Genomic DNA, 16,649 nt, shown 5'->3' with positions numbered 1-16,649 from the left:
CCGGTCGTTGCTAAACAGATGTCCACTGGACATCTAGCAACCCCTCAAGGGGGGAAGCCTATTTTCTTAATTCATACCCTCATCAGTCACCTGCGGTGACAGCTTCTCCCTACTAAGGGAGAAGCCTAGGCGAAGAGGTTGTCTAGCCATGCGTGGATGCTGTATTTCTTGCGGATTGATTCGTTTTCCGCATATGGTTTATCTAGCCAGTCTGCGTCTGGGAGGACGAAGGCTGAGTAGTCGCCAGTGGATTCGGCGGCGTCAGCCTTGGCTGGTAAGTCCTCAAGAATTACTGCATTGTCTTCATTATAGAACTCATAGTCCTTTAAATATATGTTGTTTGTTACCAACTTTCTCTTGATTCCAAGGGTCTCCATTGTACGCATTGTCAAACCCTGCTGGTTTTCCTGAGCAAAATCCACCACTGCTTTAGAAGATAAGCACAGATTTCTGATGTACTCAGCTTCAAATGGAGTAAAGCTTACAATATCCATATCTAGATTCTTTACTAGCTTTGGATCTTTAAGCTTTTTTCCTCGATATACACTAGGAGCTAGATAAAGCTTAAGTGCCAGTTTCTTGTCAGGATTAGCTTCTTTTAAAGCTTTATAATATCTGTATCTAAATGGATAGAACGCTGCCACACTTACATAATCATATTTATTATCAATAGCATGCTTTACCTGATTAGCATCAAATTCATCTGTGTAAAATAATGGCAATAGCTCATAATCGCTGTTATTCTTAGCATCTACCGAATCAAATGTAGCGCGTCTGTCAAATATTCTGCCAAGCTCACCTTTATGACGCATGTTTTCAAATGAATCCCAAGCATAGAATATCGTCTTGGCTCCTGGCTTAAGAGCCTGTTCCTTAATATCCCTTATAATATCTTCTGTAAGTACATTTCCCCTTATAACAAGAAAATAATCGTAACCACCAGCTGGCATCTCCGCAATAATCTTCTCCTTAAGCTGCTGATTAAACTTCTTAAAGATATTGTCTTTTTTTAATAGCTTCTCAAGATTCTTCAGTATTAGAAACTTGCCTCTTTCTGGCTCCTCATCATAAAAAGCCACATTAGCTCCTCTAGCTATCAAATCATCATGTATCTTAGCCTGATAGCTATAGAACTTAGGCATTATAATCAATATATTTTTATATTTTAAGTCTACTGTATATTCGAATTCTGGCTGCATCTTTTTATTGTATCCTCTGCTTCTTTACGAATGATATCTGGATTAAATACTTTTCTAAAACGATAGTATTCTATTGGGCGACCACCATATTCTCTAAAGCTATGGTTAATCTGTTTTACCACGCTACCTTCAAAATCAAACTTAAGCCCTTTCTCATGGGCCTTCTCAATAGATTTATGAACAAGGGCATCGTATGTCTGTAGGCGGCTATGTTCTGGGATTGGACCACCTGCATCTAGATAAAGGCTCTCCTCATCCCAAATCAAAAAGCTGAGCGAAAGCACCTCATCATTCTCTGAAAGAGCTGCAAACACTTCACCAGCGCCATGAGAATATGCTGCATCATACACTCTATGCCATTGTTCTCTTGTGAAAGGAACAGGCAATCCCTGTCTTGCAAAAATCTTTTCATGCTCTGTATAGAATGTATCTGCATCTATTGTTCCAAAATGATGGACGTTCTTTTCGCCCTTTCTAATCATGTTTTTATATTTACTGCTGATTCCAGCATCTACACGTTCCATGTCTGATGTGTTCTCGATAACATAAGTGTATCTTGGAATGACATTATAAAAATGCCAGAAGAATGGAAGGAAGTTAGAATATTTATACTGGAACTGCTGCTCGTATAAATCCAGCCCCAAAGACTCGATGAACTCAATTGCAGCATCACATATCTCTTCTTCATAGCTTGCACGCTTGGCAAGAGACTGTGGATCCTTTGGATAACTAACAATAAGACCATTAGTCTGAGTAAGAGGTGGTTTTGTAATACGTCTAATTCCATTTTTTTCTTCAAGATAATATGGCATGGCAGCCCAAACTCTACCGCCCTTTTCATATATCCATACATCCCAGTTCTCTGGACCTACAATGGCATCCAGCCACCAAGGCTTAGAATATATACACACATAATTATCTTCGCAAAATTTATCAAATAGTTCTTTGTTTGTCATATCATTCCTCTAGGTATAAATTCTTCTTGCAATAGTTTCATAATCAAACTGAAGCTTTGCAAATGCAAACGATTTTGCTTTTGTCTGCTCTAACACAAGTGGATTGTCAAGAATTCTCTTAAACACCGCTTCCATATCTTCCTCTGTCTCTACAAAGAAATAGTTTTCTCCATTGCAATCAGAATATGTTTCATCCTTATATGTTTCATGTGGGTATGTCATGTTAGCACATCCACAGCACATAGCTGTTTCAAATGTAGAAGACTGTCCCCCTGGCTGACAATACAAATCAACACCAGCAAGGAACTGCTCAATCTCCTTATTAACCTTCCACCCCATAAAATGAATGCGGCTATCTGCATCAATAAGAGGACGTATAGTAGATTCCATATCATCTGGTATTGAGCCAAACACGAACAGAGCCATGCGTGGATCCTGTACCTTTGAAAATGCTCTAAGTAGCTCTGCTGTGCGCTTACCAGCAGAAAGCTTTCCAGAGTGAGCCATGATTATGGCATCCTGTGGAAGGGCATATCTGTTGATGATATCCTGTCTGGCTTCAGTCTGTTGCTCAGGTGTGTATATTATACCCCCGATTGCCATGAATTCCATCATGCTATCAGGAATTGCATAAATATCCTTGAGCCAATCTCGCATCTGCACACCTAAGTAAAGAATCTTGTCTACCTCTGGCAATGCCTTGTGAACAAAATATCCATGTATCGTTTTATAAAAAATCTTACTAGCAAAAGTCATTGCAGAATTAGTGTAATCCTCATGGCTATCCATATAAAAATGACACTCTGTGTGCTTCTTGCAATATTCTGCCACATCCATCATCTCATAGCCACACACTCCATGGTATAGAATTGTATCAGGCTGTATTTCATTAAGATATTTTTTCAGCTTACGGCATTTTTGAATCTTTTCTGTCCATAAATCGCTATGAAAAACTCTATCATATTTGAGTCGAATTAGACGGGCGCCATTATCCATGACACGGTCTTCTTCTGGTCCCTCTACAAGTTTGCTTCCCTCATAATGATATACATCTGTAATAATTGTCACATCATGACCATCTGCTCTATTCATCGCAATAAGCATATTCTCCTGATAAAGCATTCCCTCAGTAAAATGGGATGGCAATCCTATGTGTAGTATTTTCATACTTAACTCCTTGAATTATAAATATCTAAATAGCTTTTATACATTACGCTATTATCATAATGCTCCACAGCAAACTTACGAATCTCTTTGCTTGTAAGCCCTTTATCCAACTGAATATCTATTGCAGCTTTTAGTGTTTCAAGTACATATGCATCGTTTGACACAAATGTGCCATAAGGCTGTGGTGCAGTTTCTTTTGTACCACATTCATCAAGTCCAACTACAGGGGTACCGCAACACAATGCTTCCACACAGGTGGTAGGGAAATTTTCTGCCTTGCTGCAAATAATAAATACATTTGCCTCGGAGTACCACTTAGCAAGTTCGTCCTGATTTTTAGTTCTGCTGATTAGCTGAACATTTTTTTCTATTCTTTTGGTTTCATCTGCACCTACTAGGACAAACTGTGTATCTGGCATTGTCTTAGCCAAATCTAAAACCATCTGTCCTCCTTTTCTAACATCCATGATGTTAGGGGCAACAGCAAGAACTAATCTGTCATCTTCGCCTATACCAAATGCCCTGCGTAAATCCGCATCCTTTGGCCTAGGATAAAAGATTCCAGATGTATCTATTCCATTATTGATAACGCATATACGATAATGACCTAAATAGGTTTCTTTTGTTTTATCCGCCAACCATTTAGATGGTGTGACGATTGATTTTATATTAAGCCCTGCCATAGCTGCCTTTTTGTCAGAAAGCATCTGGGCAGTTTTATCTATTCCAAATGAACTTACATATTCACGCAGATATGGGCAGTTGCCACATCCTGTTTTGTAACCCTGGCATTCATATGCAAATCCACATTTTCCTGTGTACATGTATTCGCAGTGAAAAGTCCACACTATCGGAATCTGCTTTTGTCTAAGATAGTCTAGCAATTCCAAATGATTTACAAAATATGCATGTAATTCATGTATATGTATAAGGTCAGGCTTAAATTCTTCTATATACTGAATCAAACGCTTGGTAGATTTTGGAGAATAATAGCCATTCTTTCCAGTAATTCTAGTAAGCAATGCATGCTTTTTTGTTTCTGAATCTATGCCAAATTTGTAAATACCTTGCTCGTCTATAACATCTCCACGGCCGTAAGCAATTCTGGCTTCATGCCCATCAGCGTTAAGCCTATTATACAAATCATATACTATCTTGCCTGTGGAGCTGTATTTACAATTAACATCTATAAGTAATATTTTCATTCTGTGTATATTCCCGCCTCTGTAAGCTCCTGCTCTGTTGGAGCTGTAATCAGCACTGCCTTTAATCTGCCATAGTACACAAACATACTGCCGCCTGCTGCTGCATGGGCATGTCCATTGACAAGTGCATCCTTAAGGTCCGATATAGAACCTGCACCACCGCAAGCTGTGACAGGGATATCTACCGCATTAACGACCTGATTTATAAGGTCTGTATCATAACCTGTCATCATTCCATCTCTGTCGATACTGTTAAGGAAAATTTCACCAACACCAAGCTCTGCAGCGTGTTTGGCCAGCTCTACAGGTGTCATATCTATAACTTTTGTACCATCGCAGATGACACATTTGTATTGACCTTTTACAAGCTTTGCATCAATAGATGCCACAACAGACTGTGAACCTGCAAGTGCTACTGCATCCCTAACAAGATGTTCATCCTCTACAAGACTGGTGTTAAGTACAACCTTCTCATAGCCTATGGCAAGAAGCTTTCGAACCTGCTCAAGAGTCTTGATACCGCCGCCATATGAAAGTGGCATAAATGCTTCAGATGCCATATCTGTAAGCAGCTCAAAATCTGGCTCGATTCCCTTTTTGCTGGCAGATATATCTAATACAGCCATTTCATCAATACCCTTACGATTGAAAATCTTAAGAGCGTTGACTGGGTCTCCTAGATATGTTGGCTTTTTAAAATTAATTGTTTTTATTAAATCTCTGTCATCAATAAGAAGAACAGGGATAATTCTTGGTCTATTAAACATAGCTACCTCTTAGCATTTTTTGCAGAAATTTTCGAATAGTCTCATTCCAAAATCATGACTCTTTTCTGGATGGAACTGCACACCGTAAACATTACCCTTATTAACAGCGCATGCAAATTCATAACCATAATCACAGGTCATCATTACATCCTCTGAATTGTTACAAACAGCATGATATGTATGAACGAAGTAATATCTTTGACGTCCTTCAATTCCATCTATTAGTGGAACATCCTTTTTGAACTCTACAATATCCCATCCCATGTGTGGCACTTTAAGATTCATTTCTGCAGGAATATCAAATCTCTTACAGCTGAAATCTATAAGCCCAAGTCCTGGAAGTTCACCTTCCTCTGATGCATTTCCTAGAAGCTGCATGCCAAGGCAGATTCCAAGGATTGGCTTACCAGCATTAGCCTGTTCCTTAATGACATCCACAACGCCTGATTCGTTAAGTTTGCTCATGCCTGCATCGAATGCACCTACACCGGGCAGGATGATTCTATCTGCTGCTTTGATTTTTTCTGGGTCTGCAGTGATTACGCTCTTTTCGCCAATAACTTTAAGCATGTTGGCGATTGAACCTAAGTTACCTAGACCATAATTTATAATTGCTACCATAGTCTCTCTCAATCCTACGCCTGTTACGCTAACAAGCATAAATATTTCTTTCGTCGACTAGAATGTCTCCTTCAGAAACATTTATGCTTGTTAGCTACAGGCTTACTTTGTCTAATTACAGGGCCTGTTATGTTACAAGCTAACTTTTACCTTAAAATCGCATGTTACGTTTTTCAATGCCTAGCATCTGGCTTATTTTGACGCCTAGACGGATCATCCACATGGAGTTTTTGTAGTCCTCTGGAGTGTGGGCTGGAGAGTTGATGATTTCATCAAATTCCTCTGTGGTTACACCAAGCTTCTTAGCGATATACTCCTTATCCTGCTCCATCTGGTCTGTATCGTATGGATTAGTCTTAAGCTTTTCTAAAGCTTCTTCTCTAGTCATAGTACCTGCAAGGATTTGAGTAGAGAATACATTCTTTCTAGTATCAAATCCAAACTTGTATGGAAGATAATAGCCCTCGAAGAATCTGGTAAATACGTTCTCGTAATGTTTGTTTTCGTATTTAGTCCAGCCGTACTTTTCATGTAAGAACTCTTCAGCTTTGGCCTTATCATATACTACATAATCCAAAGGATAGAAACGCTTCATTCCATAAACATATTTGTACAGTAATCTATACTTAAGGATTCCACATGTAGGGTATGTCTTCATAGGACGCTTGCCAAATTTCTTATGAATGTCCTTGTACATTCTCAGGTCGTTCATATATATCCATTCTACAGGTGGTCGTACAAATTCTGTACTGTTGTTGGAACCTGTAAGAACCCACTTAATCTTATGCTTTACAGCATAATTGTAAAGAGATGCGAAAATAGCATGATCCTGTGGAGCATCACAGCTACTGATTCCTGATTTAAACATAGATAATTGGAAGTCGCTCATCTCCTTCCAATTAATAACATCAGTATACATATCAAGGTCCATGCCCTTGACAATCTTTTCTATATTTTCAACTGCAACATTAAGATTCCAGCCTGTATCTACTACGTAGATAAGTGGACGAAGATGCATGATTTCCTTTGCTATGTAGGCAAGATAAGAGCTATCTGCTCCGCCTGACATACCAAGGATACAATCATAATCCTTGCCCTCGCCATCCTTGCGGATTTGGGCAGCTATACGTTCTAGCTCTTCACGATTTTCCTTTGTTGGATCCCAGTATGGTTTAATATTTTTTTCGAAATTGCGGCAGTGGTCGCAGACACCTTGTTCGTCGAATTCAATCATAGAATCTGTGGTGTCCATGACGCATTGGGTGCAACGCTTATATTCTCTTGTTATTTTTGGTGTGTATATTGGCATGTTAACCCTCATCCGCCCCTGCGGGGCACCTTCCCCCAGAGGGGGAAGGCTTTTATTTGTTTTGATTTAATGTTTCTAAGATTTCGTCGGCGGTTACTACTTTGTCGAATCCTTCGGTGCTTTCCTTCTTGAACACAATTCTGATAGTCATCAGGATGAGCTTAATGTCAAGTAGAAAGCTATAGTTTTCAATGTACATAAGATCAAGCTTGATCTTATCATATGCTGATGTATTGTATTTTCAGTATATCTGAGCATAACCTGTAAGACCGCCCTTTACATTGCTACGGAATTAAAACTAATGAATGGCTTCTGTGTATTTCTGAACATGTTCAATACGCTCGGGACGTGGACCAACGATGGACATATCTCCCTTAATAATATTGAACAGCTGTGGAAGCTCATCCACACGGGTGGCTCTGATTACATGACCAACCTTTGTGATTCTGTCATCATCATCTGTGGCTGGACGCTGCTCCGCATCCTCAACCATACTTCTGAATTTGAGAATATCAAATACTTTGCCATCTCTAGTAACTCTGGCTTGCTTGTAAAATACAGGGCCATGATCCTCAAGCTTGATTGCAATTGCAATAATAAGCATAAGTGGCGAAAGAACAACTGACGCTATAGAGCAAAGAACTACATCGAAGAATCTCTTGATACTTCTCTGTTCTGGTGTAAGACCTGTAGTGTTAATCATAACAAGTGGCGTATCAAATTGATGAATACCCTCGCCGCCCGCAATAATAACATCGGAAATCTTTGGTGTAATATATGTTTCAATTTCGTGCATGTAGCAGTATTTTAACAAATCGTTACGCTGCTCGGCACTAACATCGGAAATAACTATTCCATCATAATCAGCAAGCATCTCAATAATAGAATCCATTCCTTCATCAATGCTCACAATACGTCTGATATTATAACTGTCTGAACGTGTGTCCATTTTAAGCTTCAAGCTTACTGATTCCTTATTGCCGTATACCATCAATAGCTTACTTGCCTTGGAATGACTTTGGTAAATTGCAAAGAAAATATATACACTAATTCCTGAGATTACAAAATCTCCTAACGTCAACCTAAGCATCGGTGCTACAGGAATCATTACATTTGCCATAAGGCAAAGTTGAAAATATGTTACCGCATTTACAATAAATATTGCTATCCATTGAGAAAACAGTACATCTGCAATCTTTAGAATTCCGTACTTGAATCCTTCACATAGATGTATGATAACAAGCATCAGTACAAAATAAATTCCCATCAGTACGTATTTTCCACGACCTAAAAATGGGTAAAAATATTCACTGTCGAAAATCTGGTATTTCCACACAAGATAATATGCAATTGCCATGATAGCAAGCTCGATTGCGCTTTCTATCTTTCTAACTGTGTTTTTATTTTTCACGCGATTATCTCCAATACTTTGTTTGCAATATAATCCATATCATTAATGTCATATATCTGTGTCACTGGAAGTGGCACTAAAAACCTTGATAACTTCTTTTCGAAATCGTTAGTGTCAGGTGATTCTACAATCCATCTCCACCAACGAGGTACAAATATGTTGTTTTCAACTAATGTCTCCCTGACCCCTTCCTTTTCAACTAAAAGAGGGTAAACCATAGGCGCACCATTTTCTATACTAATATTTAGCCTATTATAAGCTTCTAGTTTACTGTGTAATCTTTCGAAATTTGATAATCTCTGTTTTTCAACAGATTCAGTATTAACAGCTGACATAAGTGCATTTGTAAGAGGTGACATGTAAGCCATGCCCTCTTCATTAATATGCTCTTCATTGTCCTTGGACATGGCATAAGCTGCATTAGGTCCAGCCTCAATAGCCTTAAGTAAAAATGTGGCATTATCTGCACTGCTTCCCTGTGGTATGTTAAGTCTCTTTAATGAATCACTTACCAGATATGCACCATCAGGAACGCCGAAAAACTTACGGCAGCTGTATGCACTGTAAGTTCCACGCATAGGTTTGGTGTAAAATCCTTGCGTATTATCAAATAAAACATGTGAATGCTCTGCAATGATATCCATTTGCATCACATGAGTCATTATTCCAAAGTAATTCGTATATACGAATAAAGCCTTATCGTTGAACCCTTCCTTTGGAGTAACCGGCATAAAGCTTTCGTCGATGTTGTAATAAAGTGGTGTTACCCCTACTTCCTTCAAACCAGCCTCAACTGTTTTGCAAGTATAATAAGGTATATAACAGTGAGTAAAGCCGCCTTCTAAACAGGCATAGGCGATGGCGTTGCGTCCAGAATTAAGAGCAACGCTATCAAAGCCTTTGAATAAATCAATGTTTAGTTTGTTAAGTTCTAGTGGGAGGCATCCCCCGTATTCTTTTTCCATTATTTATCGAATCGTCCAACAAAATCCCTAGTGCTGCATTCTTTCATTGGAAGGTCTACTGGCTCACCAGTTGCAGCTGATTTATAAATTGCAAGAACCATTTCAAGTGCGCGGCGGCCTGCCTCGCCATTTACGTATGGCTCTCTGTCGTTTTCAATTGCATCGATAACATCCCTGTAAAGCTTTGTGTGACCAAAGCCATATACATTAGGAGGAAGTTCTGAGCATTCCTTCTTAACCTCTTCTGGCTCATCGATATAATCTGAGAAGTTCCACTCCTCAAGAAGGTTAACTGCATCGCCACCGGCTTTTACAGTTCCCTTGTCACCAAATATGTAAAGTGTTTCCTCAAGATTCTTAGGGAACACATCTGTTGTTCCTTCAATGATACCATAGCTACCATTAGCAAACTGCACCAAAGCGATACCTAAATCCTCAGCCTGAATGTATGGATGCTTTAATCTATCAGTCATACCAATAACACGAACAACATCGTCACCCATCATCCAACGAAGCAAATCGATATCGTGGATACACTGATTCATAAGTGCACCACCATCCTGCTCCCATGTACCTCTCCAGCTGGCTCTATCATAATATTCATGATCCCTAGCCCAACGAATATGAGCTGTACCATAAAGAAGCTTTCCGAATCTTCCCTTCTCTAAAGCTTCACGAATCATCTGGATAGATTTATTAAATCTGTTCTGATGACATGCGCATACCTTAACGCCCTTGCGATGTCCAGCTTCAATAATCTTGTCTGCATCCTCAAGTGAAAGAGCGATTGGCTTTTCGATGATTACATTACAGCCTGCCTCGATACAATCAAGAGCGATAGCTGCGTGCTTACCAGATTCTGTAGCGATGGCTACTAATTCTGGCTTCTGCTCTTTTAGCATCTGCTTATAATCTGTATATTGCTTAACATAATTCTCGTCCAAGTCGAATTTTCTTATCTTGTCGAGAGTGTTTTTTAGGTCCAAATCACAAAGTGCAACTAAATCAAGTCCTGTCTTCTGTGATGCTACTACATGGTTTGGAGAAATACGTCCACATCCAATAATTGCATACTTCATCGTTTAATCCTCCTGATTTTTGCCTGCTGTTTTGATTAGAACAAAGGCAATAAAATATACTAAGTATGATGTTATATATTTGTAATACATATCAAGCCCTATATCCATAAAGAATACTGAAACTAAAAGGGATAGAACCAGTATGCATACTTGTCTGTTTTTAGACACAAAGGTCTTGATTAGCAGATAAACTGGGAACCAATAATAAAGTACAAATCCTACAATACCATATGAGAATAAAATCTCCATGAAATTGTTATGTATCTGTAAATGCTTATACATAGTCACACCGTTTTCACGGTATTCTTCTAAATTGGAATATGGCATAGCTTTAAAAGCATAAAAACCATGTCCAAATAGTGGTGCTTCCCAGAAATGTTCCTTAAAAGCTGCTGCAACAGCCATTCTCTGTCCTGTGCTTGTGTGCAAATCAAATTCTGTATCATTTACACCAGTAAATAATTCCACAAATCTACTTCCAACTATTCTGTACAGAAGCGGAACAGTCATAACAAGGATCACGCCAATTACCATGGCGGCCGCCAATATAATAAGATTCCGCTTTAAAATCTGTTTATCCTTAGATGAGCCAACAATCATTATAACAAAAACAAATACAAGTGGAATCATAGATGATTTGGAACCAGATGCAAATATCTGGAAAATTCCAAGCACTACTGCCCACCCAAACTGTTTTAGCTTCTTGTTAGCATATATATTATAAAGAATAGGAACTAGACATACCAATATAATATTGGCTGTATCTACACAAGTACCAGCTGGCGTTGTACCAACACGGGATTCTGAAATTGTTCCATCCACCCATTCAGACCAAACAGGATCAAATAATAAGCTAGTAATAAGTGATGTTACAATCAAAAATGCCCCTGACAGCGATAATATATCCAGCAAATCCTTATGATTATAATACAAAATAACCATAATACATAGTGATGGAACTATAGTAAGTAGTGCGTACTGTCTGCTGTAAAAATCAAGCGGTGTTCCTATGTTGTAATGTCCATAGATGAATACTAACAACGAAAATGCAACAATCCAAAGGGTAGCAAGGTTTAATGTAGATGCTTTTGCAATTGTTTTGTCCTTAAGCATAAGTGCACCAATGAAAAGGATTGCTACGCCTGTAAATGCTACATTTGTAAGCATAAAACCTTTGTTATAAGTAAGCCCCAGGTTACATCTTGCAAAAAATATTGCTGCTATTATTATTGCTGATATTAGCTTTTTATTCTTTGTAATTATTTCCATATCTTTCTCAATTCTTTTGACTAGTTATAGTCCAAACACATTTGGTGCAGATTTATACCAGATGATTCTACTTCCCAACTGCTGCAGATAAGCTGCAAGAGCACCTGCAGTGTAATTAGGGCTGGTCATAATCTTATCAGGTGTATCAAATATAGCAGCCTCTGGTGCCACTGTTTCGTAAAAGCCTGTATCCTCTGGCATACTATTGTTGCCATGGTGACCACACTGAAGAATATCCGATTTAAGCTTGTCACCATAGGTTTTTACCAAATAATCTGCCATATACCTGCTGTGACAGTCACCGCAGATAAGCACACTTCGCATTGGCGTTTCCATTTTAAATACCAGTGAATCATTGTTTGGAATGTCTTCACCGCAATCTATCACCACATCATCATAAGCATTGAAGAATGTGATTGTTAAATCATCAAATGTAAGTACATCATCTCTTGAAACGTAGTTGATGTTATCTGCTTCCTTTGTTATTTCCATAAATGTGTCAAAGGAATCTACATCATCCCATTCCTGGGCTACAGAATAAAACTTATCTGCATCAAGCGGTGTGGTATATACTTCTTTAATATCTATTCCCTGAGGGTCAGCATATATAGCGTTGAATGAATCCACATGGTCCTGATGATAGTGGGTAACTATCCAGGCATCTACTGTACCACCTCTTTTATTGATAGCAGCTCTGACAGTTTGCTCATTAGCTGCATCACCGCCATCGATAACAATAAGTGTACCGTCAGATGTATTTTCCATAGTATAGCACATTCCCTGGTCACCGGATGACATTGGGTATTCAGTAAGGATCCAGGTGGGCTCGAAAGGAATAAGCACCGCATAGTGGGCAGTGCGTCCATACAGCTTAAATCCATAATTTAGATATGTGTTTAACACTCCATCTATGGCTGAGACAACCACATAGCTTACATTATTTTCCTTAGCATAGCTTACCACTTCTGATGGGTCTGGTTTCTCGTTAGTAAGCTCGTAGGCCTCATCAGGAAGTGAGCGGGAATATGGCATGGAAAATCTGCTATCCATCTGCCTTAAGTAAACTGCGATATCCTGAGGTGCCATAATTCTGATAACCTCAGAATCATCCTCTGCAAATAAATCGCAAATCGTTACCACATCCTGCGGCACCTTATTACGATTCTCTGCCTTTGTAAACCAATCCTCAGTGTAAATGCAATTTCCAAGTACTGCAATTAGAGCACATGCACCTATTAAGCCTGCAAGCTTCTTAATACCATTTAGCCTTTTTAAAAGCAGTGTGAACATATATGCAATAACAGCCATCACTGGAATTAAGCTGTAAAACCTGAGGTAGTATTGATCAAAAGTAGTTGGCTCTAAAAATTTCCTACATAAAAATAACGTAAGGGGATTATATATGAAAACTAACACCAATAATGAATACCATAGAAAGGTGTATCGTTTTATTTTTTCTTTCTCTAAAAATAGTATGGCAATCAACGAAATGGTGAACAGAAAGGCGAAGCCTATGCTTCCCCAATACGCCTTTGTCATACTAAAGAAATACTTTAGTGAAACCATTGAAGCCACCATTCATTTCTTTTTCTATTCTTAAAATACTTAAAATCATAACTTTGCATATCCTGCTTTAGCATCCAAATTAGTACATAGAAAATACTTACATATATGGGACCAACTAAACTAGCCAACAAATATTTAACGCCATATACCTTTCTATGATATACACACATCATAGCCCAAATTAACACTGTAAATATTGGCACAAACAGTACCGCTAACGAAGTAAGAGAACTTATCCCCAATGATACTGCAGCAATAGGCAACATATATATAGTTTTTACTTCTTTCTTATATGCCCTAATCAAGTAAAGCATAAAGAAAGGCACCGCAATCACAGAAAGTACCGCTTTTCCTTGCCACAATGCACCAAGCAATCTAAAGGTTGTGGAATAATGTGAATATAACCCAAATATATAGCTTACTGATAACACTATCAAAAATACAAATCTATCTTCTAATTTTTGAAACAAAAAGGTAGCGATATAATAAAAATTAATATAAGCAAGTAACAATAAAAAAACAGGTAGAATTGTATGATAAACAGTTGTTACCTCAAATCCTGTTGTAGATGAAAGCATTGCCACATATGTTCCCCATGATGCAACAGCTCTTTTTTCCTGCACATTAGGAATTGTACCATCGATATAATTAACCCATGATAATGTATCAGACTCTATTGTGTCTTTACTAGTAACAACATAATCATAATCATCATATGACCATTCATTAATCTCATATCCATAAGCCATATATAATTGTAATGCAAGAATTAGCAAAAAAATCATTGCATAGACTACATTAAATCTATTCTCCCGTATTTGTTCCCTAACTCCTGCAACCTTAAATCTCATCTTCATGTAAGTTCTTAAGATTTGCTTTCTATCTAACCATAGCCAAGCTATAAAAAGAACAATCATCACTATGCCATATACTCTGAGCAACATAGTATAAGCTCCATGCAATGGATCATTTAATGTGCACCAGTTTTGTATCCACTCAATCACGGTATACAAAACATAAAAGATTGCCAGATTACCGAAGAAACCTACCAGATAATCGGCAATCCAATTAGTTCTTGCCCTATATGTAATTAGTCTGCCTACAGCTACTGGCACCAATGTAAAGTGCAATAGAAAGGCCAATGCTCTAATTAATATCATTAGTTATTTCCTAATTTCTTTTTCATCATAAATTCTGCTATTTCAAAATCGATTGGATAATCAATGTCAATTGAATCAGCTCTGCTCATAATATAAGCATAAGTGTTATCGCAGTAGTAGGTGCGCTGTTCCTTAAGAAGCTTGTAATCCAAGATATAGATTGCTCCATTTGGGATGTAATATGTAGCGTTAGTCTGACGGTTAGCTACGTTAGAACCCTTGGCGCCAAAGCCGGCATTCTTAATACGTCCCTCTTCATCCATGGTATGATACCATCCCACTGGGCACTCTGCCTCTGTAAATGAAATAAGAGTAGTGGCACCATCCTTTTCAAACTGCTCTATAGCCTCGTTAATATTCTTTTCGTCACGAAGAGGTGCTGTTGGAAGAAGCACCATAAACTTCTCTACAGGCTCGCCTGTTTCATTTGCCACAAATTCTGCTGCATGAAGATACACATCTACAGCAGAGGCTGTATCGCTGGCAAGCTCAGCTGGACGCATAAATGGAACCTCTGCGCCTGCTTCCCTGGCAACACGGGCAATATCTTCGTCATCTGTAGTAACGATTACTCTATCTATTTTGTCTGCTTTAAGGGCAGCCTCAATTGTGTGAGCAATCAGAGGCTTGCCGCAAATTTCTTTTATATTTTTGCCTGGGACTCCTTTGGAGCCGCCCCTAGCTGGTATAAATGCTATCATTTTCCTCTATCCTTTAGTCCGGCTGTTACGATAACAAGCATTATATTTCTCCGCTCATAGATTATTCGCTTGAGAAACATAATAGCTTGTTATCTACAGCCTCATCTGAAAGCTTGTTACACTATCAAGCCTAAGATATTGCCACGCTACGCATAGAAAGCTACGCTTAGGCAACACTTAGAGCTTGATAGCTACAAGCACATTATAAACTATTATGTACTATGAAAGATCGCCCCACTGGAAGATGTCGTCGTACTTAACGTCATGCTTGAGTGTACGACCGAGAACCATTTCGTAGTACTTTGGTGAGATGCCTGTGCCTGGGCGCTTGTAGTCAAGGTCGTCCATTGTAAGTACATGGCCTGCTGGCATGTCGTGCTTAGCAACGATAGAACGCTTGAATTCCTCGCGGCGCTTCTCGTCTTCAACTACTACCTTGCGGTAGCTTCCGAGCATGTTGTAACCGCTTCTTGCAGCATCACAAATAGCCTTAAGCTCAGCTGGATCTGCACTAACTTTGTGATCCCAGCCTTCCATGTTCTTATCCATTGTGAAATGCTTTTCAATAATGCAAGCATTCTTTGCGATACTCATGATTGGTGCAACTGTACCAATTGTGTGATCAGAATATCCAACTGGATAATCGAATACCATGTTATACATATCCATGTTGTTAAGGTTTACGATTTCGTCAGTTGGTGGGTACATAGATACGCAGTGAAGAATTGCGATTTCGTGGCATCCACCTTCCTCAAGAGCCTGGATTGCTGCGCATACATCATCCATACCTGTAAGACCTGTAGAAATAACAACAGGTACTCCCTTGCTACCTACGTGCTTAAGGAATGGGATATTCTCTACGTCAAGTGATGCAATCTTAAGGAATGGAACATGCAGCTCGTCAACAAGCATATCTGCTCCTGCCATTGAAAATGGTGTAGAACAGAAATCGATGTCTAACTCATCACAGTATTTCTTAAGCTCAATATGCTGTTCCTTAGATACAGCATACTTTTCCATAATAGACTTAAGTGTGTAATCTGTACGATTGCGATAGTCATCGCCAAGGAAGTAGTTATCCTCGTACTTCTTCTTAGAGAAAAGATCATCTACTGTCCAAGACTGAAGCTTAACAGCATCTGCACCGCACTCCTTTGCTGTCTTTATAAGTGTTCTAGCTAAATCCATATCACCATTGTGGTTAGCACCAAGCTCCGCAATGACGTATGGTCTCTGATTTCCTGCTACTAAATCGGCATAGTTAAATCTCATAA

At 38.8% G+C, this 16,649-nt stretch carries 14 protein-coding genes and 1 pseudogene; all 15 read right to left on the bottom strand.

Annotation, left to right across the window (positions count from 1 at the left end):
- Positions 1–125 precede the first annotated feature (125 nt).
- Positions 126–1,199, bottom strand: coding sequence for a hypothetical protein (locus tag IJ535_RS11330; protein ID WP_294302817.1), 1,074 nt, complete (start codon positions 1,197–1,199; stop codon positions 126–128).
- Complete coding sequence (locus IJ535_RS11325; RefSeq protein ID WP_294302815.1) at positions 1,172–2,155, bottom strand: GNAT family N-acetyltransferase; 984 nt, start codon at positions 2,153–2,155, stop codon at positions 1,172–1,174. The genes IJ535_RS11330 and IJ535_RS11325 overlap by 28 nt, the downstream gene beginning before the upstream one ends.
- A gap of 9 nt (positions 2,156–2,164) precedes the next feature.
- Positions 2,165–3,322: a glycosyltransferase family 4 protein gene (locus IJ535_RS11320; protein ID WP_294302812.1), complete on the bottom strand. Its 1,158-nt coding sequence runs from the start codon at positions 3,320–3,322 to the stop codon at positions 2,165–2,167.
- 2 nt (positions 3,323–3,324) lie between these two features.
- Positions 3,325–4,527, bottom strand: coding sequence for a glycosyltransferase (locus IJ535_RS11315; protein WP_294302809.1), 1,203 nt, complete (start codon positions 4,525–4,527; stop codon positions 3,325–3,327).
- Complete coding sequence (locus tag IJ535_RS11310; RefSeq protein WP_294302805.1) at positions 4,524–5,294, bottom strand: AglZ/HisF2 family acetamidino modification protein; 771 nt, start codon at positions 5,292–5,294, stop codon at positions 4,524–4,526. Before IJ535_RS11310 ends, IJ535_RS11315 begins: the two co-directional genes overlap by 4 nt.
- A 9-nt stretch (positions 5,295–5,303) precedes the next feature.
- The gene (gene hisH, locus IJ535_RS11305) at positions 5,304–5,915 is read right to left on the bottom strand and encodes an imidazole glycerol phosphate synthase subunit HisH (RefSeq protein ID WP_294302804.1); all 612 of its coding nucleotides are present in this window, start codon (positions 5,913–5,915) and stop codon (positions 5,304–5,306) included.
- A 151-nt stretch (positions 5,916–6,066) separates the two neighbouring features.
- On the bottom strand, positions 6,067–7,224 hold the full coding sequence (locus IJ535_RS11300) for an N-acetyl sugar amidotransferase (protein WP_294302801.1): 1,158 nt from the start codon (positions 7,222–7,224) through the stop codon (positions 6,067–6,069).
- 52 nt (positions 7,225–7,276) lie between these two features.
- A pseudogene (locus tag IJ535_RS11295) lies at positions 7,277–8,215 on the bottom strand (sugar transferase).
- A gap of 416 nt (positions 8,216–8,631) precedes the next feature.
- Positions 8,632–9,600 (bottom strand): hypothetical protein, encoded by a 969-nt coding sequence (locus IJ535_RS11290; protein ID WP_294302798.1) that lies wholly within the window; start codon positions 9,598–9,600, stop codon positions 8,632–8,634.
- Positions 9,600–10,679: a Gfo/Idh/MocA family protein gene (locus IJ535_RS11285; protein WP_294302795.1), complete on the bottom strand. Its 1,080-nt coding sequence runs from the start codon at positions 10,677–10,679 to the stop codon at positions 9,600–9,602. The genes IJ535_RS11290 and IJ535_RS11285 overlap by 1 nt, the downstream gene beginning before the upstream one ends.
- Before the next feature lie 3 nt (positions 10,680–10,682).
- A complete protein-coding gene (locus tag IJ535_RS11280; RefSeq protein WP_294302792.1) occupies positions 10,683–11,948 on the bottom strand; it encodes an O-antigen ligase family protein in 1,266 nt (421 codons plus the stop codon).
- Positions 11,949–11,972: 24 nt separating this feature from the next.
- Entirely contained in the window at positions 11,973–13,256 is a 1,284-nt protein-coding gene (locus tag IJ535_RS11275; protein ID WP_294302789.1) for a ComEC/Rec2 family competence protein, read from the bottom strand.
- A gap of 245 nt (positions 13,257–13,501) precedes the next feature.
- The gene (locus IJ535_RS11270; protein WP_294302786.1) at positions 13,502–14,674 is read right to left on the bottom strand and encodes a DUF6077 domain-containing protein; all 1,173 of its coding nucleotides are present in this window, start codon (positions 14,672–14,674) and stop codon (positions 13,502–13,504) included.
- Entirely contained in the window at positions 14,674–15,375 is a 702-nt protein-coding gene (locus IJ535_RS11265; RefSeq protein WP_294302783.1) for an acylneuraminate cytidylyltransferase family protein, read from the bottom strand. The genes IJ535_RS11270 and IJ535_RS11265 overlap by 1 nt, the downstream gene beginning before the upstream one ends.
- Before the next feature lie 219 nt (positions 15,376–15,594).
- Positions 15,595–16,647, bottom strand: a complete 1,053-nt coding sequence (locus IJ535_RS11260; protein WP_294292090.1) for an N-acetylneuraminate synthase family protein — start codon at positions 16,645–16,647, stop codon at positions 15,595–15,597.
- Between the last annotated feature and the right edge of the window lie 2 nt (positions 16,648–16,649).

Source organism: Pseudobutyrivibrio sp. (assembly GCF_017471675.1).
Lineage (GTDB): Bacteria > Bacillota > Clostridia > Lachnospirales > Lachnospiraceae > Pseudobutyrivibrio.
Note: the sequence above shows the minus strand (reverse complement) of the source record. Positions and strands in the feature narration are given on the sequence as shown.

What these genes read in the sequence shown, in the direction of transcription:
- IJ535_RS11325 (WP_294302815.1), bottom strand. Translation starts at nt 2,155, where the DNA reads ATGACAAACAAAGAACTATTTGATAAATTTTGCGAAGATAATTATGTG.
- IJ535_RS11290 (WP_294302798.1), bottom strand. Translation starts at nt 9,600, where the DNA reads ATGGAAAAAGAATACGGGGGATGCCTCCCACTAGAACTTAACAAACTA.
- IJ535_RS11330 (WP_294302817.1), bottom strand. Translation starts at nt 1,199, where the DNA reads ATGCAGCCAGAATTCGAATATACAGTAGACTTAAAATATAAAAATATA.
- IJ535_RS11300 (WP_294302801.1), bottom strand. Translation starts at nt 7,224, where the DNA reads ATGCCAATATACACACCAAAAATAACAAGAGAATATAAGCGTTGCACC.
- IJ535_RS11320 (WP_294302812.1), bottom strand. Translation starts at nt 3,322, where the DNA reads ATGAAAATACTACACATAGGATTGCCATCCCATTTTACTGAGGGAATG.
- IJ535_RS11310 (WP_294302805.1), bottom strand. Translation starts at nt 5,294, where the DNA reads ATGTTTAATAGACCAAGAATTATCCCTGTTCTTCTTATTGATGACAGA.
- IJ535_RS11275 (WP_294302789.1), bottom strand. Translation starts at nt 13,256, where the DNA reads ATGGCTGTTATTGCATATATGTTCACACTGCTTTTAAAAAGGCTAAAT.
- IJ535_RS11260 (WP_294292090.1), bottom strand. Translation starts at nt 16,647, where the DNA reads ATGAGATTTAACTATGCCGATTTAGTAGCAGGAAATCAGAGACCATAC.
- IJ535_RS11280 (WP_294302792.1), bottom strand. Translation starts at nt 11,948, where the DNA reads ATGGAAATAATTACAAAGAATAAAAAGCTAATATCAGCAATAATAATA.
- hisH (WP_294302804.1), bottom strand. Translation starts at nt 5,915, where the DNA reads ATGGTAGCAATTATAAATTATGGTCTAGGTAACTTAGGTTCAATCGCC.
- IJ535_RS11315 (WP_294302809.1), bottom strand. Translation starts at nt 4,527, where the DNA reads ATGAAAATATTACTTATAGATGTTAATTGTAAATACAGCTCCACAGGC.
- IJ535_RS11265 (WP_294302783.1), bottom strand. Translation starts at nt 15,375, where the DNA reads ATGATAGCATTTATACCAGCTAGGGGCGGCTCCAAAGGAGTCCCAGGC.
- IJ535_RS11270 (WP_294302786.1), bottom strand. Translation starts at nt 14,674, where the DNA reads ATGATATTAATTAGAGCATTGGCCTTTCTATTGCACTTTACATTGGTG.
- IJ535_RS11285 (WP_294302795.1), bottom strand. Translation starts at nt 10,679, where the DNA reads ATGAAGTATGCAATTATTGGATGTGGACGTATTTCTCCAAACCATGTA.